Below are 20,689 nucleotides of genomic sequence, written 5' to 3'. Positions count from 1 at the left end.
TTTATCCCCCCAAATCTCTTGATTTATCTAGGTTTTTTGTTTATTCTGCAAGCCCGAATTAGTAGCAGCAGGGATTCCCAAAGATCAGATAGTCTTGGGATTCCACCCACCTAATGTTAGACAACACACGGGATATGCGATCGCATAATTTTTGCAGTTTTTTCAAATCTTCACTTTTAAAGGTAAAATCACTGTGAAAGTAGAGCCAACCCCTGGTTGAGAAACTAGGCTTATTTTACCTTGCAGTAGTTTGACTAACCGCGCCACTATCGCTAAACCTAAGCCAGAGCTTTCGGGAAGGTAGGGACGTTCTTGAGAACTGACGCGAAAATAAGGTTCAAATATCTTGGTTTGGTCTTTTGGTGCAATACCAATACCAGTATCAGAGACCGCGATCGCCCACTTCTCATGATCTAGCATCTGACATAATATACTTATAGTGCCGGAGTCTGTGTAGCGAATCCCATTACTAACCAGATTTGTGACAACTTGTTGTAATTGAAAGCCATCTGTGATTATTTCTGAAGATATGCTGTTGCAGTCAACCAGGATTCTTAAATTCTTCTCCGCCGCTAAAGGCTCTAGCATCTCACAGACATTGTTAATTAATTCCGTTACATTAATAGACACTAATTGGAGTTGGAGCTGACCTGCTTCATACCGTGAAAGTTCTAGTACATTATTAATTAAACGCAGTAAGTGTCTACCATTGCGTAGTACACGTTCAATATGTTCTACGTTGACGTTGCTATCTTTTTTCGGAATCTCTCGTTTTTGTTGTCGTAAAAATAAATCTGAGTAACCAATAATTGACGTTAAAGGGTGTTTGAGTTCGTGCGCTAGTTCTGAAAGTTTGTCTTGATTGACATTAATTAAACGTGTCAACTCTTCATTGTGGAGAGTGAGAGAAGTTTGCAAATTTTGTAATTCACGCAAGCGTTCTTTCACATAACTATTAAAACACCGAGCGATCGCTTCATCAATCACCGCATCCATTAAACGCATATAACGAATAATTTCGGTTGGTGTTGCCTGTAATAAATCAGCTTCCATAGTATCAAATACTACTTTTCTTAGTAGGCGATACTCACGCGCAATTTCGGACGGATCAAAGCCTTGTTCAGCACGTAGCAAACCATGCTGCCAACTAGCAGTCAATATTGATTTAATATCACCCTCCTGGGAAGGCGACAGCACTTTTACCATCGCCTGAAAAACTTCAGGAATATGATTTTTAATTGCTCCGTAGGATAAATCATCAGCACTTTCTATCTGCTGATCATTCCGAACTGCTAAAATCCATTTTTCGATGATATTGTGAGTATTTTCAGCCAGCGATTGACTAAAATCCATGCTTTTAAATTCACCGAGGAAATAGGGGAACTAAATTATCTATGTCATTAGTTTAGCGATTACAGTGACCTTTATCGAAACTCTTGGCAAGTTTCACCTAGCGCATGACATATATTTAGCAGTTATTAGCTTTATCGTATCCTGTAAGATCAAAAAAATTAGCCTTCCCAAACCCAAAGCTTATATTTGGGGAATATAAGCTTCGAGTTTGGTAAATTTCGCTCAATTTTGGAATGGTTATGTTGAAAGCGCGGGGTATATTTTGCTAAGGCAAATCCTATCGGCACGTAATTTAATCTGGAGATTACAATAAGAAAAAATTATCAATTTAAAGTTGTTTTTATGGAATCAATAATGCTATCTTGATGAAGATTACTATCTATTAGAGTAAGTCAGCCTAATCCAACAGATCACAGTATGTAATGTTGGAGCGGAGGAACCAAGTTTTTGGGGCGTATCTTTTAGAGAGTAGCGAGTTAAGAGTTACAAGAGAAAGGTGATTCAACCCCTAACTCAACACTACATACTCGACATTCTCGTAAGAAGGGCAACTCTCAGCCCTAGCCCGTCAGCTAACTTCGTAGGCATTGGGAGGAGACTGAAGAGACAGCATTTTTTAATGTTTAGCTCTCATCAGTGTCCGTGGCTGGTACTGCTCGGTTTTTTGTACCTGCACTTAACTCTGTTGGGGTTGCCTGAATGATATTACAATTAAATTTAGCAGCGATCGCAGCTGTTGCAAGTCAAGCTGTCTGGAAAAAGACTAAACCTATAATTTTGAGGGATGTAGTCTTACTACCCATTTTGGGTTTTTTAGGAATTATCTTGCTGTGGTGGGTTGTAGCACTCATTAACCATGATTTAATGCCTACACCACCTGAAGCATTCGTGGCTAACTTAGACTACATACTTCACCCATTCTATCAAAGAGGCCCCGGTAATTTAGGCATTGGTTGGTTATTGATAGCTAGCCTAAGACGGGTACTGATAGGTTTTTCATTAGGTGCAGTAGTAGCTATACCTTTAGGTTTTTTGATTGGGATGTCTAGACCAGCCATGCTAGCATTCAATCCCATCATTCAAATTTTCAAACCAGTATCACCCTTAGCTTGGCTACCCATAGCTTTAGCTATCTTCAACTTAGCAGAGCCTTCAGCCATTTTCGTAATTTTCATCACCTCCCTATGGCCGACCATTATTAATACAGCCCTAGGAGTTGCTAGCGTTCCCAAAGATTATATAGACGTGGCACAAGTCCTAGAAATCCCTCATTGGCGGCGAATTATCAAAATTATTTGGCCTGCTAGTTTACCCTACATTTTCACAGGCTTGCGAATCAGTTTAGGAATTGCCTGGCTTGTCATAGTTGCAGTAGAAATGCTCACCGGCGGAGTAGGTATAGGCTTCTTTGTCTGGGATGAATGGAGTCGTTTAAACCTCAGTTCAGTCTTCCTAGCCGTTTTCGTCATAGGCTTAACTGGACTCATCCTAGATTTCGCTGTCAGCAAACTGCAAGAACTAGCCACCCATCGCCCCATAACTTCTAAATAGAAACATCTCACTCCAACAAAACCTCAAGACGCAGCCTCTCTCTCTGCGCCACCCTTCGGGAACGCTTTCAGCGAACTGCGTCTGGAGCGTGAGCTAATCACACCATTGAACTCAACATGAGTAACCATAACTGGACAAGACGGAACTTCCTCAAAAGCATAGGAGCAACCACAGCCGGAATCACCTTATCCTCCTGTGCCATATCAGCAGACAAATCCGCCAAAGGCTTGACAGAAGAAGCCTTAGCGATCAAACCACTAGTCAGATCCCAAGACCTAGAAAAACCGAATCTAATTATTGGATACGTTCCCGTTAATGATTGTGCGCCATTTGCGATCGCCTGGAAAAAAGGCTTCTTTCGCAAGTATGGTTTAAACGTCCAACTCAACCGCGAAGCAAGCTGGGCTACCTCCCGCGACGGTTTAATCTTTGGTCGTCTAGATGCTTCACCTGTAGTCTCCGGTGCTGTCACGAACGCCCGCATAGGTGCAGAAGGCGCACGTCAAGCCCCCCTATGTGCAGCCATGACCATTCACAGCCACGGCAACGCTATGACCATGAATAAATCCATGTGGGATTTTGGCTTACGTCCCTGGTACGAGTATCAACAACAATATGGCGATGGGGCATTAGCAGCCTTCGGTAAAGATTTTCGTGGCTACTTTCAAAAACAACCAGCAGAAAACAAAGTTTGGGCAGTAGTTTTGAGTTCATCGATTTACGAATACTTTGTCCGCTATATCTCTGCGGCTGCTGGTGTCGATCCCCTAAAAGAGTTTCGTGTCATTATTGTATCCCCCCCACAGATGGTAACAAATGTGCGAATAGGGGCAATGCAAGCCTACATGGTAGCAGAACCCTGGAACACCAGAGCCATTACAGGTAATGAAAATATTGGCTTCACCTTCGCCCAAGGGAAAGAAGTCTGGTTAGGACACCCAGATAGGTTACTAGGGGTGATGGAATCTTTCATTGACAAATATCCCAAAACCTATCGTTCCTTAGTCAAAGCCATGATAGAAGCCTGCCAGTATTGCAGCAAACCTGAAAATCGCCAAGAAGTTGCCGAACTAATGACAGACCGTTCCTTTACAGGTGCAAGACCAAAAAAACAGGATGCACCAATTACCAAATTGACCGCACCTGGAATTATCGGCAATTACAACTATGGTGGGTTTGATGGCAAAGACCGCACCATTAACGCCGCAGACACCACGATTTTCTATGATATTCCTGACAACCTACCTAAAGAACCAGGCGAACACTCAACATTTTTATGGAGATCCAGAAGTATCTGGTTAATGACTCAAGCAGCTCGTTGGGGACAGATCAAAGAATTTCCCAAAAATGCTGACAAACTAGCAGCACAAGGCTGGAGAACAGACTTATATCGAGATATAGCCAGTGAAATGGGCATTGAATGTCCCAAAGAAGACTATAAAGTTGAACCGCCAGAAGTATTCATAGATAGAAAAAGCTTTGACCCTAGCGATCCGATTGGCTATTTAAATAGCTTTGAAATTAGAGCTAACGCCCCCACAAATTTCTTCATGTCTTAAATCATCTAGAAACCTATTTCTCTCTGTGCCTCTGTGACTCTGTGGTGAAAAGTGTTAGTTATTCTTCCTCTTATTTCAGCACTCAGTCAGGTAAAAATTTGTAATTATTAGGAGTATGTCAAATGAAATATACACCCTTGTCAGTTGATACTCATGAAAAAGCTAACTCTCCCACAAATTTTTTACAAATCGAAAATTTAGTCAAGTCTTATCCGACACCAGATAAAAGTAACTTTGTAGTTCTTAATGAAGTTAATCTAAGCATCGGTGAAAATGAATTTATTTCTGTAATTGGACATTCTGGTTGTGGCAAATCAACTTTGTTAAAAATTGTAGCGGGTTTAGAAAAAGCAACCTCTGGCTCAGTAAGGCTTGACGGTAAAGAAATTCGCCAGCCAGGTGCTGAAAGGATGATGATATTTCAGAATTATTCTTTGTTGCCTTGGTTAACAGTCCGAGACAATATTCGTCTCGCTGTGGATGAAGTGTTAAAAAATGCTAACCGGCCTGAAAAAATTAGCATTGTGAACAAACACTTGGCAATGGTAAACTTAACGGCGGCAGCAGAGAAGTATCCTGATGAAATTTCTGGAGGTATGAAACAAAGAGTAGGGATTGCAAGGGCTTTAGCTATATGTCCAAAAATGTTGCTCATGGATGAACCTTTTGGCGCATTAGATGCGTTAACTAAAGGTAAATTGCAAAAGCAAGTATTAGATATTTGGGAAAATAATCGACAAGCAGTAATGATGATTACTCACGATGTTGATGAGGCTATTTATATGTCTGATCGCATCGTCTTAATGACCAATGGGCCAGCAGCTACAATTGGGGAAATTTTAGAAGTTCCCTTTCCCCATCCACGGGATAGAACTGCTATACGCAACTCAAAAGAATATTTTGAACTTCGTAATCATGCCTTAAACTTTCTTGATAAATATTTTACTCAGGAAGAGTGAAGTAGACTATTATTTTTGTAGTGGGTGGCCTAATTCAAATTCAGTCAAACTAAATTTGAAGCGGAGAAACCAAATTATGGGGCGTATCTTATAAAGAGTAGCAACTTCAGGGTGTGACTAATCTTAACATTAGCACTCGGCACTCATAAGAGAGACACCTTCCAGTCTTAGCCCGTCAGCTAACTCCGTCGGCAATGGAAGGAACTCCCAAAACTTGGCTGTAATACCAGTTGTTCTTGGGGATTCCTAGCGAATAAGCCTTGAGCTATTCGTTTCTACCCTGCTTCTCATTCATTGTTTAGTTAAATTTAGGAGAAGTCAAAGCTGTGAACATTAAGCCAATGTTAGCACGCTTACAAAGCGCGATGGGTCGAGATGACTTAATCGAACAAATTTTATTATTGCCAGAACCCAAAAAACCTGATTATGAGCAATGTCAACTAGCTAAATCAGTTAATTTAATTGTTGGTTATGATGCTTCTCCTAATAGCCATACTGCACTAGATATAGCTTTTTGGATTGCACATCAAACACGGTTAGCAACTAATCAAGAAGTCATAGTGCAAGCTGTTTATGTATTAGAAGACAGTCATGATGGTCAAAATATTAATAGATTGCGACTGGTCGATAAATTACCAAATTTAGAATGTCCTATTGGTGAAGTATCCAAATCTACCACATCTGTATTAACTCAACCAAGACTTCAAGGAATTGCGTTACATCTACAACAGAAGACGCTAGATTCCCTCCAAGAAGCCGATAGAATTCTTTGGCAGGCTAGAAGTTTAGCTGAGGAATGGCAAGGTTCTTTTAAATCACATTTGCGCTTCGGTGGCGTTAGCACAGAACTAAGAACAGTGGTGGAAAATGAATCTGCTGATATCTTATTTTTGGGATGTAAATCTGTTTACCATCCCCTCATTAAACAGCTTAGTTCTAATTTCCACTGTGCTGTTGTAGGTGTTCCCAATTGCATAGATGAATAATGGCATGGGAATTGGGAATTGGGCAGTAGTAAACATTTCTCCCCAGTCCCCAGTCCCCAGTCCCTATCCCTGATGGTTAGCTAGAAAAGATTCGATTTCAGCCGAAGTGGGTTGAGAGGCGATCGCACCTGGTTTAATGGTAGTCAGCGCACCTACAGCATTAGCATAAGCAATCATGCTTTTAGCGATATCTGCATCACTGAGGCTATGGAGACCATTTTTACTAAGTTGGTGGATAAATCCTGCCAAAAAGCTATCTCCCGCACCAGTGGTATCAGTCACAGCAACATCAAAAGCAGGTAACTTACCTTCATTCTCACCCAAGCAATAGGCACAACCATGTTCACCATCTGTCACCAGCACCCCTTCAATCGACCCTAAGCGGTAAGTTATAGCACCTGGATCTGTGGTATCAAATAACCATTCTGCCTCTTCTTTGGAGAGTTTGAGAAAATCGACCCGTTTAAATAGGGCTTGAATTTTTTGCCTCGCGATATTTTCATCTTGCCAAAAGACTGGCCGCCAGTTGACATCTAGCACAATTTTTAAATCATACTGTTCTGCTAGTTCTAGAGTGCGATTAATTGCCTTTTCGCTTTCAGGGTAGGCTAGTTCTAAAGTACCCAAAACGAGAAACTCTGCATCTTGAAACAGTGACTCCGGCAATTGTTTGGCTTGCAAGTGAGTATCGGCAAATTCTGAGGTGTCATACTTACCAAAGCCTGCAAAACTGCGATCGCCTGCTAGATCCCGCACCACATAAACTTGGCGCGTTGGCGCAGTAGAATGACGCTGTACACCCCTGGTATCTACACCTACTTCTTGTAATAGCTGGACAAGTTCGTTCCCTGGCTCATCTTCCCCTACTGCGCCAATAAATGCGGCGGGAGTTCCCAATTTGACCAAAGCACAGGCGACATTAGCTGGCGCACCACCAGGGTAAGGAGTCCAGGATTGCACTTCTTCTAGCTTTAGCCCTAACTGATCAGCTAAACAATCGAATAGAATTTCACCGAGGCACAAAACACGAGGATTACTCATCTCATTTTAGTCTTTCAAGGGGACTGTTAATCTCATCTCATCTCATTTTAAATTTTTGTTGATTTTTTATTGGCATTTGAGGCTCATTCACCCCTAATTTTCTACTTTTATTCTTTGGTAGTTCCTTAGATGGATCAATTGAGAAGCGATCGCTCGATTTCTTGACTGACTAACTGATTACCTTGTAAGTTCAAATGAATATGGTCTTGGTATAAGGCTTGAGGATTAGTTTGAGAGTTAAATATAGGCAGAAAATCTATATAGATAATTTGCTGTGCTTGCGTAAAATCCTTGAGGCGTTGACGGGCTTTAATTTCGTAATCACGGGGGCCACTTTCACCTAGTTCCCGCAATAAGGGAGTCATCACCAGCAGGAATTTGCTGTTGTTTTGACGAGTTAATTCTTGAATTTTAGCAATGGCTTCTAGATTAACACCCACGCGATCGCCTGTTTCTTTCTGCACTGCTTTCATTTCGGGAATCGGCTGTTGTTTCTGCACGTAACGTTGCCATACTTCTATATATGCTAAGGCTGGTTTTTGATTGGGGTAATTGCGATCGCGTCCCACTGGTAATGATGTAGGTGCAGTAGCAAATAAATCGTCGGTATTAATTAATAAAACTACCAACTGAGCCTGAAAAGTCCCAAATTTCTGGAGATAAGCGAGTTCATTCCTTGGCCCCCAAGAGTTAGCGGAAGCATTCATCACCTCGGTAGGTTGACGATTAGACAGACTAGCCATCATCAAGCTAGAAATAGTATTAGTCTGATCTGTCCACCAACCACCATTAGCTATTGAGTCTCCCAAAATTAATATTCGCAGCGTCGAGGGTGTAGGTATTTTAGATATAGACCCACTCCGCATAGAATACTCATTAATCTCAATGCGATTACCAAAGCGGCGCGTGCGTTGGTTGGGTGCTAACAAATAACCGATTTGATCATCAGCAATATAAGTCAGGGGATTACCAAAACCAAATAGCGATCGCAATCCGATTTCCCCCAACACTAAAGCTACCACCACCACCCCAAAAATTACCAATAATAATTTCACCTACAAACACCCTCCTTTTCCCAGCCTAAGAACTTATTTTCTGAAAGTCCCTAATGTTTAGCAGAGATTTTACTGTAGTTTGTTAACTTCTCTCCAACCCTAAATGTAGTTTGAGAGCCGCATCTACTAATTGCATCAAGTCTTCACTTAAACTATTTACCACCTCTGACACAATCCTTTGCTGAGAAATTGTTCGTATCTGCTGCGCCTGTACTTTGGACGCTAATGGTAAACCACTATCCTCTGGATTCAGTAAAACCTCGAAGGGGTAAACACGGCTGACATTGGATGTAAGCGGTAAAATTGTTACCGTGCTAGCTGCACGATTATTGGCATCATTGCTAACTATCAGCACTGGACGGCGTTTAGCCATCTCAGAACCTACAGATGGACTGAGGTTAGCGTAATAAATATCACCACGCTTCATCGGTTAATCCATCTGTAATCGTGATTTCCCAATCATTGTCAACTTCAGCAGATACTTCTCTGTAAGCCTGTTCTAGTTCCTGTGTTCGCAACAATTGCAATGCTTTTTCAATGACTTGGGAGCGAGATTTACATTCATGGGCTACTTTGTAACCTTCAATAAATTGCACTAGGGAAGCTGGTAAGGAAATTGATAGCTTTTCAACTTGCATAGTCTTACCAAGTAGTAGGAAGCATCTTCTTACTTAATGGTACTCTAGAAGGGAAAGCCAGGGATGCGGAATGGAGTTGGAACTTTCACCCGCGATCGCACTTCATCTAAGGCGCGATTCACAGCCCGATCCACTACAGTATTAGTTAATACATTCACCATATTTTTAGCAAAGCCACTTTCCCCTGTAAACCCGACATCGAGAATGCAACCTTCCAGCATGAAATCATCTACCCCTGCTTTACGGCAGACATTTTCTGCTTGGCTGATTTGGTTGGGCATCAGGGAAGCAATATTATGATAGCGTTTGGGAAAATTACGGTCTGTAAATGTCGCCGTTGATTTTCCTGATTCATAATTAAATAGTGAGTCTTCTTGCTTAATCCGCCAACTATCACCGAAATCGCGGTAAAGTTTGTCAAAGTAGCTTTTTTCAAACTCATCTAGCGGAATGGGTATCGGGAGGAAATTACTCAATGCCAGTCGGACATTGCTATAGTTAGATCGACTAGGTATTAGCTTGCCAGTACGTGTTTTCAAGTCATTATTGGCGTTACGATCAAAATCTCCTAACAAACCTGTCATTTTGCCTTGATAGTTGCTGGGAACTGTCACAGTCACATTGACAAATGGCAAGTTTGCAACCTTAATCGGACGAATGATCACCTGTTCTCCGCGAGGACTTTCAATGGTGTATTCCGTGCTTTGTTTTTGCAGGAAACCACCATCAGGTAATTTCACTGTCTCATCTTTGAGGGTAATAACTTCGCCATTTACCCGTAGAGTAGCTTTCTCAGATTTATCTGAACTGGGAGCATAATAACCGATGCGATCGCTTCCCACTTTCACAGCCACAGCCGTATTTAAACTCAGTTCTTGTTTGGGGACTTTTTCTTGGCGAGTTTGAACGATAAATTTCCCATCAGCAGATTGTTCTAGGAGAAACTCACCAACTGTCTGGAAACTATAACGGAAACCATCTAAAGTAATGATGTGGGGATCACCGTAGCTGCTACCCGTACCTTTAGAACCGCTAGTGGCTGGATTAGAAGTGTTACCTGATGAGTTATTACCATTATTATCAGTCCCATTGCCGTTAGTGCCGTTAGTACCGTTAGTACCGTTGTTAGTGCTGTTACCAGAACCTTGATTAGAAGGCTGAAAAAACTCATTAGGCAGCTTAACAGAACTGGTTGGATTTTCAGCATCTTCACAAGCCTGTGCTGGCCCCACTAAATAATTCTGATAATCATTGGGATCTGGGGTATCAGGGTTACTGTCACGCACCAAACTGGGAATTTTCAGTCCGCTTGCTTTGCCTTTATCATCTGCACTAGGCCCAACGTCTTTGTATTGAGGGTTGGGTGGATGTGTGTGGTACATCCCGACTGTAAAAATATTACTAGTATCCCGTGGTATAGAGCCAATATCAACCTCCCTGTTACCCGTTGTGGGATCTCCAACTTTCACCGCAGAAACAGAAAATTCTCCTGTTTCTTTGTTCCACAGAATCCATCGTCCTCGTTCAAGTTGATCGCTCAGTCCAGCTTTCCAGTCTAAATCCATCGCCTCTTGCACGACTTTGCTCGTAGCAATGTTGAGAATGCTAGGAAACTCTGGGTGATTAGTCTTACAACGTCCACTTAATTCAGCTTGGGCAACAGTAGACAAGTTGACCAATAAGAGTACAGTAACTAGGAACAGAATCAAGGAGAATCTCACCCTTCCCAGAAATCGCCTACACAGGGTGAGGAGAGCGCAAATTGTTGACATGAAGCTGATCTCCGATTAGTAAAGATGGATATCTGTTATTTAGGACGGGAACACTTCTTTTATGCCTGATTGAAGATTTTTAGTATAAAATTAAACACTATTTTTAATCACAAACCGTAAAATTAATGTGGAAAACGTTGCAAAGCTTAAACAAAATATTATCTGTAAAATCGTCCCATCTGGGTTGAGAAAGACTAAGATTAAAGCGGACAAATTAGCACCGTAACAAAGGGAGTAATACAAAGCTATGTCCGACTTAAATAGAGGAATTATGAAATTTGAAGGGGCAGATGCCCCCAAACTAGTCACAATCTCTACTGTGTTACTATTGGGATCAATTGCTGTCTTGATTATTTGGGCGTTACAGTCTGCCTACGCTCTTAATTGAGCAAATAGCAGCGAAAAAGGACACCGGTTATAGCCGCGTGTCCGTCAACTAGATTTCTTGTGCGCCCTAAAAATTATCAAAAACTTGCGGAAAAACTTTAGACGTTTAGATTTGAGATTTTAGGTGGAAGATAAATCTAAAATCCAAAATCCATAATGAGAGAACTTTGGGGTGCTTTAACTATTTTAATTGTCTGTCCGTTCTTGGGTGCGTTACCTGTAATCGCTTGGATTACTTACGCACTGAAGGGGAGACAACTAGCACAAATTGGTACGAAAAATATCAGTGTCTCCGCCGCTTTTTATCATGGTGGGACTATAGCAGGGGTTTTGGCTGTTCTGTCAGAAGCCCTTAAAGGTATAGGTGCTGTTTTTCTAGCCCGTGCTTTTTTCCCAGAGGGATCAGTTTGGGAACTCCTGGCGTTAATTACCTTAGTCTTTGGTAGATACTCGATAGGGCGAGGCGCAGGGACAACCAACGTTGTTTGGGGATTGCTGGTACATGATCCCCTGTTATCGATATTTATCGGGTTACTGGCGATTATTAGCTTTACCCTGTTGCAGTCGAGAATTTTCGTGAAGTATGGAGTCTTAGTTGTGTTTCCCTTGTTTATGGTAATTCTCCATGCCGAAGATTTCCCGAAAATTCTGGCGGCTGTAGCCTTAGCTGCATTATTAGGATGGATTTACAAAAAAATCCCTGATGATTTAAACCTACCGTTACAAGAGGGAGATGCTCAATCTCAGGCAGTCTTTGAATATTTGCGTGGCGATCGCGTTATTCTTTCTTTAGATGATGAGTTAGATACTGCCTTAGTCGGACAAAAAGCCTCTACCCTCTCGCAAATTAAACGTTGGGGTTACTCAGTCCCGAAAGGCTGGGTACTCGTTCCCGGTGATGATCCCGAAAAATTATTAAATTTTCTCCAACCTTCCGATTTATCGCCCTTGGTAGTGCGTTCTTCCGCCATTGGGGAAGATTCGGAACAAGCTTCGGCGGCTGGACAATATCAAACATTGCTGCACGTTACCAGTAAAGAACAATTGCAGCAAGCTATTACGATTGTTAGGGATTCTTATGATTATCCAGCTGCGGTGCAGTATCGGCGCGATCGCGGTTTACCAGACTCAGCGATGGCGGTACTGATTCAACAGCAAGTCCAAAGCGCATATTCGGGAGTCGCTTTTAGTCGTGATCCCATCACCCAGCAAGGCGATGCAGTGGTAATTGAAGCCTTACCCGGTAGTCCCACACAAGTCGTTTCTGGGAAAGTCACACCAGAACAATATCGGGCGTTTGTGGTGGAAGCAGACAATCTTTCATCTGTGCAGTTGGAGGGGACAGGACGAGTTCCCCAAGCCATTATCAAGCAAGTAGCATACCTAGCCCGCCGCATCGAAAAACGTTACCTAGGTGTACCCCAAGATATTGAATGGAGTTACGACGGTCAAAGCCTGTGGTTGCTCCAAGCTAGACCTATTACTACCCTACTCCCCATCTGGACGCGCAAAATCGCAGCTGAAGTAATTCCTGGGGTAGTTCATCCCCTCACTTGGTCGATTAATCGTCCTTTAACTTGTGGAGTTTGGGGAGATGTTTTTAGTTTAGTCTTAGGCGATCGCGCTACGGGATTAGATTTTACAGAAACTGCTACTCTGCACTACTCTAGAGCTTATTTTAATGCCTCCCTCCTAGGGGAGATTTTCTTGAGGATGGGATTACCACCAGAAAGTCTAGAGTTTTTAACTAGGGGCGCAAAAATGACTAAACCGCCCTTGCAGTCTACCTTTAAGAATCTGCCAGGGTTAATGAAATTACTCCAGCAAGAACTAAATTTAGAAAAAGACTTTAAACGGGACTATCAAAAGGTTTTTATTCCCGGTTTGTCAAGATTAGCTAATGAAAGCACAGAAGAATTAGAACCGGCCGAACTATTAGAAAGGATAGATTTTAACCTAGAATTACTCCGTATTGGCACTTACTACAGCATTTTAGCCCCTTTAAGTGCCGCCATCAGACAGGGCATTTTTCGGGTGAAAGATGAGCAAATCGATAACAGCGTCACCCCAGAAGTAGCCGCATTACGTTCCTTGAGAACCTTAGCTGCCGATGCTAAACAAATATTAGCGGAATGCGAACCGGAGCAAGTATTTGATCAGTTGAAGCAAACCCCAGAGGGAGAAAAGATTCTCTATGAATTAGATGAACTCCTGGAGGACTACGGCTATTTAAGTGATGTCGGTACTAATATCGCCGTTCCCACTTGGAAGGAAGAACCCCAACCCATCAGACAGTTGTTTGTGCAATTGATTCAGTTGAGTGAACCAGAAAAAGCGGCTTTAGAACCAAGCAAACGCAAACGCGGCATAGTTCAGAAACGAATAGATATTAAAGGACGCGTTACCGAGGTTTATTCGCGGTTATTGGCAGTATTGCGCTGGAAATTCTTAGCTTTAGAGCAAATTTGGTTACAGTCTGGTTGGCTGAAACAACCAGGAGATATTTTCTTTTTGGAACTAGAGGAAGTGCGGTTATTAGTAGTGGATGCTAACACCGAATTGCTGCAACACTTAAACCAAATGATCCAATTTAGGCGATCGCAATTCCACCAAGATAGCCAAATTGAGCAAATCCCTCTCGTCGTCTACGGTGATATACCCCCCCATCCTACAACCGCCGTCGGTGTTTATTCTGACCAAATATTGCAAGGCATTCCCGCCAGCCACGGGCAAGCCGAAGGGCGAATTAAGGTAGTGCGGAATTTACAAAACCTACCAGAGATAGATAAAGACACAATTTTAGTAGTACCTTATACAGATTCTGGCTGGGCCCCTTTATTAGTAAGGGCTGGAGGATTGATTGCCGAAGCCGGAGGCAGACTTTCCCACGGTGCGATCGTTGCTCGTGAGTACGGAATTCCCGCAGTCATGGATGTCAAAGGTGCTACCTGGATTTTACAGGATGAGCAACGGGTAAGAATTGATGGCTCTAGGGGTACTGTGGAACTATCAAACGATTTAAGACCAGATTGAATGAAGGGACAGGTGACGGGTGACAGGTGACAGGGGACAGGTGATAGGGGACAGGTGACAGGGGGGAAAAATAATCCCCAATTCCCAATGACTAATGACTACTAACAAAATAATCCACCTTTCCCAACCAAGAAACTCCAGGAATTTGGTATGGCTGAAAATGCAGACTATCTAAGCCGCCAAATTTAACTAAGTGAGATAAAAAATGTAGAGAACCAGTCAGCAAATCACTGGCATTTGGTACATTGTTGTTTTCTAATCCTAATTGTGGCTGTAACTTGACTAGATTTTTCACAGATTTATAAACATTAGATGCTCTACCAGACAACTTAATATATGTAGATACAGTACGGCGAATTTCAGCTTCTACGGTGTCTGGATTCTCAAGTGTATTACCTAAAATATTTGCCCCAAGACGTTTGGAGAGAAATGTTTTGATATGCCCTGCATATTCCGTAGTATCATATTGCACAATCGTCTGGGAAATGATAGCTTTGCGATCGCAATTCAACTTATTCCCAATGACATAAGCTGCAATATTTGCCGTGTAATCATTGTCACTTGCTAGTCTTTGGAGTGCTTCATCGAGGGTAATTTTAGCCGTCCGTTCCGGTTGGGAGCGATAAAATACAATAGCCGAACCAATATCCCCTGCCCATGAAGTATGATCACCTGTCCAACTCGTTAAATCAGATTTACGTATTCCCTGTTGATTTATTTGATCTGACAGGGAAGCAATAAAGTGACCAAAATCAGTCTGCTTACCACTTAATACTAATTCCTGATTAAGTTTTCCTTGGAATTCTCCCTGAATATATTTTTGGTTATACCCCGTTGCTAGAGTCCATAGCTTAGTTGTGTATTGTGGTTTGGTATAGCCACGTAGCTTATTCGCTATTTCATAAACAGATTGACCAAAGTTTTCAGCTTCGATGTTCTCAATAAATCTTAATAGTTCTTTTAAGTCAGCCATAAATTTAGCCAGTAGATTTAGTGTAATGTGTGAATTTTATTAATTAATCTACCCAACGTCAGAGGTAATTTCCGAATTGGTGTTTAGTTTTACCAAATACTTGTTTTTTAATTGATTATACGTAATTATTAACTCTGATAAAATTGATCTAGTGTTAGCGAAATATAAATATTAAAATATTGATTCCTTGATATAGCACGGCGAAAATAAAGCTACCATCTAAAATGAGTAAAAAGCTGACAACATCAAAAAGTGTTCTTTCTTTTTACTGTTGTTTTTTGCATTATTGTAATAGTCCTGATTTTCAGTAACAACCCATCACTGAAGTACCGGACAGATTGATCAGTGAGTTAGACAGGTAAAATGATGGAAGTAAGAGAAATAAAAAAACCCTACAAACCAAGAAACCAAGACAACGAAATCAGGAATTTTCAACACGTTAAAATACTGGACTGCAACGAGCCAGTGCATCGCATCATTTTTGAGTGTTGGCACTGTAAACAGGGTTTATTAAGTGAGGTAGAAGGAGTATCATCACAAACTCTAGATGTTCCTTGTCCTAGTTGTGGCAGAACTGCTATCAAGTTGATGGCAAATCAAGTCATTTCCACAACTCCAATTCCCTCACCTTGGCAATCTTGACTTGCTGAGACTGTCTTTTGGCAACCAAAGTAGATATCTTGATTTACGCCGCGCTGTACTAGATATTTTTGAAACAAAAGGCCGTAGGAAGCAGGGCGATCACTCAACATATGGGATTTCCTGGAAATAATTTATCCTTCTTGTAAGGTGCGCCCGAAATTGGGGATGGGTGTCCCCACCCATCCCACCAGACAACTAGGGATATTTTTTATTTGGGAGTCCCTAATAAAAGGGGTTGAGACAAGGTGTTCAAGACACTTTTGCTAATTACCATTGGGTTGCTTCCCTCCCTGTTTTCCCTATGGGTGATCCGTAGAACTCAGTGGCGGATACGTTCACAGTTGCGACAAGCGGCCATTAACGCTTCCAGAGACAGGATACAGCAAAATCTCAGATCAGTAGAAGGCGACGATGCTCCGCCCACCATAGGTGATCGCTATTACCTAGAAGGAGTAGGTTTTTTAATTGGTGATATCAGCTGCAAATTTAATGCCCGTTCCGGTTATCTCCGTTGTGCCATCAACCCCAACGGACCCTGTCAAAGCTGCCGATATTATGAACCCAGAGAATCAGCTAGTAAGTAATAAAACTTAATTAGTTTGTATAGCCCCAACTTATAGTCTGTTTGCGTAGCGTGCGCCTGAGCGCAGGACGATCTACCAAAACTGGATGCTTCCCTCAAATCAGCCTCTTACACAACAAATTAAACGGGCGTGTCTTATTGACTATATAGCAGAAGATTTATTTTCTTCTACCTGAATAAATGACTCAAATTCTCCCTTAGGTGTCCATTGAATAGCACCATCTTGCGCTGTCAAGAAGATTCTAGTTGAGGTTTTATTCAGTTCAGCTAAGGTATTAGAGTCAATATTGCCAGCAGAGGCGATCGCTACTTGTGGTTTTAAGACTGTAACTAAATCTTTCAAAGACTCAGACTTACACCACAACACTTGGGGATTCGGCCAGCCGCCAGCTTTCATAATTCTTTGCACCTCTTGAGATTTAACATCCCCTACTAATAACCAACTTTGACCTAGAATTTGTAATTGTAAAAGAGGTTGTTCATTAATTAATTGTGCAATTAGCGAACCAGTATTGATAGTTTGTCCCACAGGTAGAAGTTGATAAATTCCCTTTTGTTTTTGTAATTCTTGTTGAATTGCTTGATGAGTTATAGTATTTTCTTTGTTTATGGCATAGGTATAAAAATTTTTAATTGGTAATTGTTGTAAAACTTCTAGCCAAGCATCATTATCATTACCTTGAAAATCAGTAGATATAGCCCAATCTATCCTATTCACGCCTTGTTGTTTTAAAAATGGTAGAAGCGTGAACCGGCCTGTACCCTCATCACCACTATTAATTACGGTAACTTTACCTTTATCTTGAATTACTAAAACTGGTTCTGCCTTAGCTTCTAGCAAAGTTATCCTCATTAAAGTGCTGGCTGAATGCCAAGCCGGCAAGATAACTAGACCAAAAGTGATTAAGCTGGCAAACCACCACCGTTGCTGCCACCAACGAACTAACCAAACCAACAATATTACTATATATATAGTCAATAACTGCCAAATCGATATACTACCCACAGCCAAGGAATTTCCTGGCAATTGGCTAAAAAATTCCACTAATTTAATCAGCCATAAAGTAGGGTAATGCAATAAGCTAGCCAACACACTACCAGCTTCTGGAAACATTAAACCTGCGATCGCGCTAATAATCCCACCAATACTCAGAATAGAAATCAAAGGTGTTGTAATAATATTGAGCAGCAAACTGTAGGCAGGTACAACTCCAAACACAAACAGTTGCACAGGTAAAGTCCAAATGGTAGCAGCTAGAGGCACAGAAATTAAAGAAGCGATCGCTGATGGTAGCCAATCCAAGCGGCTAATAATAGCAGGTACTGTGACAACCAATCCCAGGGTTGCCAAAAAACTCAACTGAAAACCTAAATCCCAAATCCATAAGGGATTAAATATTAATAAAAGAGTTGCAGCTAATAGCAGTGAACCTAACTGCTTGATCTTCCTATTTAATAATAACCCCACTAATGCCGCAAAACCCATAATCACGGCTCTTAGTACCGACGGTTGCACACCTGTTAAACACAAGAAAGTAATTAACGCCAGTGAACTCAGGGTGACTTGCGTGGCTTTTTTTGCCCGCTTTGTTAACTGCAATATGACACTCAAAATTAAAGAAGTCTGAAACCCTGAAGCCGCCAAAGCATGAGCTAGTCCGGCTTTAACAAATAAATCTCGGATATCATAAGGCAAATCGACAGCTTTACTACCTAAAACCATCGCACTCACAAGTGGCCCCTCTGGAACATCCAACCACCGAACTTGCGATCGCACAATCCTATCTCGAATTTGCCACCATCCCCATTGTCGATCTTCATCCAAAATATTGATTTGTCGCCCCATTAAACCAGCAAATATTCCTTCTTGCTTCAGAAATTTCTGAAAATCAAAAGCACCTGGATTAGATGCAGCTTTCGGCCTGTACAAAACCCCAGTCACTTCAATTTGTTGCCCAGAATGTAACCCTGTAACCTGAAGTAAAGGTACTGTGACATACAACTGACCTGTTGCCCCCTTTTGAGTCTTTTCCTCGCTTTTTTCGTTTTTAACTTGATTTTTGACTTGATCTACTTGAGAAACATCTAGCAAAAATTGCCCCCGTTGACTCCGGGTAACGCGAGGACTACTAGTGATTTCACCACGAACAATTACTAGTTGTTCTTGATTATTGCTATTCGTTGGTGGGACGAATTGACTAATATCATTTACCGCAGGTTCTGGTACTCGCCACTGCAAATAAAAACTTGCCAACATCCCCACCAACCCAGCTATTAACCATACTCGCGGCTGAGTATTACTCTTCCAAATATGAGGTGTTACTTTGACTCTACTTTGGGTTTGGGCAATTTCTGATGTCTGCGAAACTATCGGTGGTTTGGTGTAACCCTTTCTAGACAGCACTGCACTTAATATCCCTAAAGGCAAAATCCATACTCCACCCCCAGGAACTGCTGTGAATAATAATCCCAGAATATAGGCAAGACAAATAATTACACCACTAGTCTGAATCATAAAACTTCTTATCCAATCACCCAATAAACAGAATTTACAGCCAACTTAAAAATAGCTAGTTTGATTTGTCTAGAAAACCTTTCATGCTTTTGGTGAAGTATAGTTCATTCCGTTTATACGAACAAAGCCCGCACAAGCGGGCTTGATAAAAATACTTAACAATATGACGGCATTTTATTTTACAGTCGCATTCATAGAATCAAAGAGAGATACCTAAGTTAAATCCTAGGACAGCATGGAGCAGCAAAACACCGAGTGCCACACTACCCAAATACGCGTGAACAGCACGTAACACCTTTTTGTTACCTAGAAATCCACTTAAAGAAATCACACCGTTAATCAGTAAAAGTAATAGTACCAGCGAACCAGTCCAAAAGTGTGAACTTTCAAACAGTGGTTTGTGCTGCATAACTAAAGACAAAACCCCACCAATATAACCACCCGCCAGGAATAAAAACAACCACGGTGCTAATTGACGATGGGCAATCCGACTTTTCAGCGCAGCATCTTTATCTTTATCCTCCAGCAGCTTACCTCTCCAACCTGCCACACCTACGAAACTACCTACAACAAAAATCACGATCGCCATCATCAACGGATGTCCCCAATGTACAATCGGTTCGGGTACTCCTAGAGAACGAAACCCAGCTGCGATCGGTTCTAGAACTTCACTCCAATTCACCATCTCTCACGCACCATATTTCTAGATAAATTACACATAACCCTCTTTAAAACAAAGAGGGTTATGGAATTTTACCAAGTTTTAAGAAATATTAAGCAGTGGTAGATCAAACATTAATTATTGATTTGTGGAGACGCGATTTATCACGTCTCTCTAACCGTCAAAATGGTCGGATTTGACAGATCACTAGTTATGAGCAACAGGGGCATTTTTTAGCAACGGGAAGCCCAACTTCTCCCTTTGCTCAACATATAAATGAGCTACTTTTCGTGCCAAATGACGAATTCTCGCAATATACCGCGTTCTCTCCGTCACCGATATCACTCCTCTAGCATCGAGCAAGTTGAAAGTGTGCGAACACTTCATCACGTAATCCAAGCTCGGTAACACCAATCCTTTTTCCGTTAACTGGGTAGCTTCCTGCTCATACAAATTAAACAAAGTCAGGAGCAACTCAGGATTAGACGCTTCAAAGTTATAGGTACACTGCTCAATTTCTCCTTGAAGGTGAACATCACCATAATTAATGTTGTCAGTCCAATGAATTTTAGTAATCGCCTCTACTTCCTGGAGATACATCGCCAATCGCTCTAAACCATATGTAATCTCAATTGACACTGGACGGCAATCAATACCCCCACACTGCTGGAAGTAGGTAAATTGAGTAATTTCCATCCCATCTAACCAGACTTCCCAACCAGTACCCCAAGCACCCACCGTTGCATCTTCCCAATTATCTTCAACAAACCGAATATCGTGGTCTTCTGGTCGAATTCCTAACGTCCGCAAAGAATCAAGATAAATCTCCTGGATATTATCTGGTGAGGGCTTAATCAAAACTTGGTACTGATAATAATGCTGAAAACGATTCGGGTTCTCTCCATAGCGTCCATCTGTAGGACGGCGACAAGGTTCAACATAAGAAACAGACCAAGGTTCAGGGCCTAAAGCGCGTAAGAA

Annotated in this window: 18 protein-coding genes, 1 pseudogene and 2 riboswitches; of the genes and pseudogenes, 9 read left to right on the top strand and 10 right to left on the bottom strand. The window is 41.7% G+C overall.

Annotation, left to right across the window (positions count from 1 at the left end):
* Nucleotides 1–55 precede the first annotated feature (55 nt).
* A pseudogene (locus ACM0OR_RS24785) lies at nt 56–148 on the top strand (element excision factor XisI family protein); the annotation flags it as partial.
* 14 nt (nt 149–162) lie between these two features.
* Here ACM0OR_RS24785 and ACM0OR_RS24780 read toward each other — a convergent pair.
* Nucleotides 163–1,353, bottom strand: a complete 1,191-nt coding sequence (locus tag ACM0OR_RS24780) for a sensor histidine kinase (protein ID WP_414579153.1) — start codon at nt 1,351–1,353, stop codon at nt 163–165.
* A gap of 384 nt (nt 1,354–1,737) precedes the next feature.
* Nucleotides 1,738–1,955: riboswitch (cyclic di-AMP (ydaO/yuaA leader) on the top strand.
* Nucleotides 1,956–2,052: 97 nt separating this feature from the next.
* Here ACM0OR_RS24780 and ntrB point away from each other — a divergent pair.
* The 4 genes from ntrB (at nt 2,053) to ACM0OR_RS24760 (ending at nt 6,408) form a co-directional block, all read left to right on the top strand.
* A complete protein-coding gene (gene ntrB, locus ACM0OR_RS24775) occupies nt 2,053–2,904 on the top strand; it encodes a nitrate ABC transporter permease (protein ID WP_414579152.1) in 852 nt (283 codons plus the stop codon).
* A 116-nt stretch (nt 2,905–3,020) separates the two neighbouring features.
* Nucleotides 3,021–4,463: an ABC transporter substrate-binding protein gene (locus tag ACM0OR_RS24770; protein ID WP_414579151.1), complete on the top strand. Its 1,443-nt coding sequence runs from the start codon at nt 3,021–3,023 to the stop codon at nt 4,461–4,463.
* 122 nt (nt 4,464–4,585) lie between these two features.
* The gene (locus tag ACM0OR_RS24765) at nt 4,586–5,422 is read left to right on the top strand and encodes an ABC transporter ATP-binding protein (protein ID WP_323268130.1); all 837 of its coding nucleotides are present in this window, start codon (nt 4,586–4,588) and stop codon (nt 5,420–5,422) included.
* 32 nt (nt 5,423–5,454) lie between these two features.
* Nucleotides 5,455–5,628: riboswitch (cyclic di-AMP (ydaO/yuaA leader) on the top strand.
* 135 nt (nt 5,629–5,763) lie between these two features.
* Nucleotides 5,764–6,408 (top strand): universal stress protein, encoded by a 645-nt coding sequence (locus ACM0OR_RS24760; protein ID WP_323268158.1) that lies wholly within the window; start codon nt 5,764–5,766, stop codon nt 6,406–6,408.
* 63 nt (nt 6,409–6,471) lie between these two features.
* Here ACM0OR_RS24760 and ACM0OR_RS24755 read toward each other — a convergent pair whose 3' ends face one another.
* From ACM0OR_RS24755 to ACM0OR_RS24735, 5 genes are all read right to left on the bottom strand, one after another.
* The gene (locus tag ACM0OR_RS24755; RefSeq protein WP_323268129.1) at nt 6,472–7,449 is read right to left on the bottom strand and encodes a carbohydrate kinase; all 978 of its coding nucleotides are present in this window, start codon (nt 7,447–7,449) and stop codon (nt 6,472–6,474) included.
* Nucleotides 7,450–7,583: 134 nt separating this feature from the next.
* A complete protein-coding gene (locus tag ACM0OR_RS24750; RefSeq protein ID WP_323268128.1) occupies nt 7,584–8,504 on the bottom strand; it encodes an SGNH/GDSL hydrolase family protein in 921 nt (306 codons plus the stop codon).
* Between the two features lie 82 nt (nt 8,505–8,586).
* Complete coding sequence (locus ACM0OR_RS24745; RefSeq protein ID WP_323268127.1) at nt 8,587–8,931, bottom strand: type II toxin-antitoxin system PemK/MazF family toxin; 345 nt, start codon at nt 8,929–8,931, stop codon at nt 8,587–8,589.
* Entirely contained in the window at nt 8,918–9,142 is a 225-nt protein-coding gene (locus ACM0OR_RS24740; RefSeq protein ID WP_323268126.1) for a CopG family transcriptional regulator, read from the bottom strand. The genes ACM0OR_RS24745 and ACM0OR_RS24740 overlap by 14 nt, the downstream gene beginning before the upstream one ends.
* Nucleotides 9,143–9,186: 44 nt before the next feature.
* Entirely contained in the window at nt 9,187–10,914 is a 1,728-nt protein-coding gene (locus ACM0OR_RS24735; RefSeq protein WP_323268125.1) for a VWD domain-containing protein, read from the bottom strand.
* A 247-nt stretch (nt 10,915–11,161) separates the two neighbouring features.
* On the opposite strand from ACM0OR_RS24735, the gene ACM0OR_RS24730 reads away from it, so the two are divergent.
* Nucleotides 11,162–11,302 (top strand): hypothetical protein, encoded by a 141-nt coding sequence (locus ACM0OR_RS24730; protein ID WP_323268124.1) that lies wholly within the window; start codon nt 11,162–11,164, stop codon nt 11,300–11,302.
* Between the two features lie 155 nt (nt 11,303–11,457).
* Nucleotides 11,458–14,334: a glycerol-3-phosphate acyltransferase gene (locus ACM0OR_RS24725; protein WP_414579150.1), complete on the top strand. Its 2,877-nt coding sequence runs from the start codon at nt 11,458–11,460 to the stop codon at nt 14,332–14,334.
* 91 nt (nt 14,335–14,425) lie between these two features.
* Here ACM0OR_RS24725 and ACM0OR_RS24720 read toward each other — a convergent pair whose 3' ends face one another.
* Nucleotides 14,426–15,307 (bottom strand): hypothetical protein, encoded by an 882-nt coding sequence (locus tag ACM0OR_RS24720; RefSeq protein ID WP_414579149.1) that lies wholly within the window; start codon nt 15,305–15,307, stop codon nt 14,426–14,428.
* Nucleotides 15,308–15,673: 366 nt separating this feature from the next.
* Here ACM0OR_RS24720 and ACM0OR_RS24715 point away from each other — a divergent pair, with 366 nt between their 5' ends.
* Together ACM0OR_RS24715 and ACM0OR_RS24710 are read left to right on the top strand one after the other, a co-directional pair.
* Nucleotides 15,674–15,949, top strand: a complete 276-nt coding sequence (locus ACM0OR_RS24715) for a hypothetical protein (RefSeq protein ID WP_190708577.1) — start codon at nt 15,674–15,676, stop codon at nt 15,947–15,949.
* A 245-nt stretch (nt 15,950–16,194) separates the two neighbouring features.
* A complete protein-coding gene (locus tag ACM0OR_RS24710) occupies nt 16,195–16,533 on the top strand; it encodes a DUF6464 family protein (protein WP_414579148.1) in 339 nt (112 codons plus the stop codon).
* Nucleotides 16,534–16,674: 141 nt separating this feature from the next.
* Here the strand turns inward: ACM0OR_RS24710 and ACM0OR_RS24705 are convergent, their stop codons facing one another.
* The 3 genes from ACM0OR_RS24705 to glyQ all read right to left on the bottom strand — a co-directional run.
* Nucleotides 16,675–19,047 carry a ComEC/Rec2 family competence protein gene (locus ACM0OR_RS24705; RefSeq protein WP_414579147.1) on the bottom strand — a complete coding sequence of 791 codons (2,373 nt, stop codon included), beginning with the start codon at nt 19,045–19,047 and terminating at the stop codon, nt 16,675–16,677.
* 199 nt (nt 19,048–19,246) lie between these two features.
* Nucleotides 19,247–19,732, bottom strand: coding sequence for a DUF4079 domain-containing protein (locus tag ACM0OR_RS24700; protein WP_414579146.1), 486 nt, complete (start codon nt 19,730–19,732; stop codon nt 19,247–19,249).
* Between the two features lie 183 nt (nt 19,733–19,915).
* The coding region (glyQ, locus tag ACM0OR_RS24695) for a glycine--tRNA ligase subunit alpha (protein WP_414579145.1) at nt 19,916–20,689 on the bottom strand (774 nt) is incomplete at its 5' end.

The organism is Anabaena sp. CCY 9402-a, from assembly GCF_963920945.1.
GTDB lineage: Bacteria > Cyanobacteriota > Cyanobacteriia > Cyanobacteriales > Nostocaceae > Trichormus > Trichormus minutissimus.
This window is presented reverse-complemented; position numbering and strand designations above follow the sequence as displayed.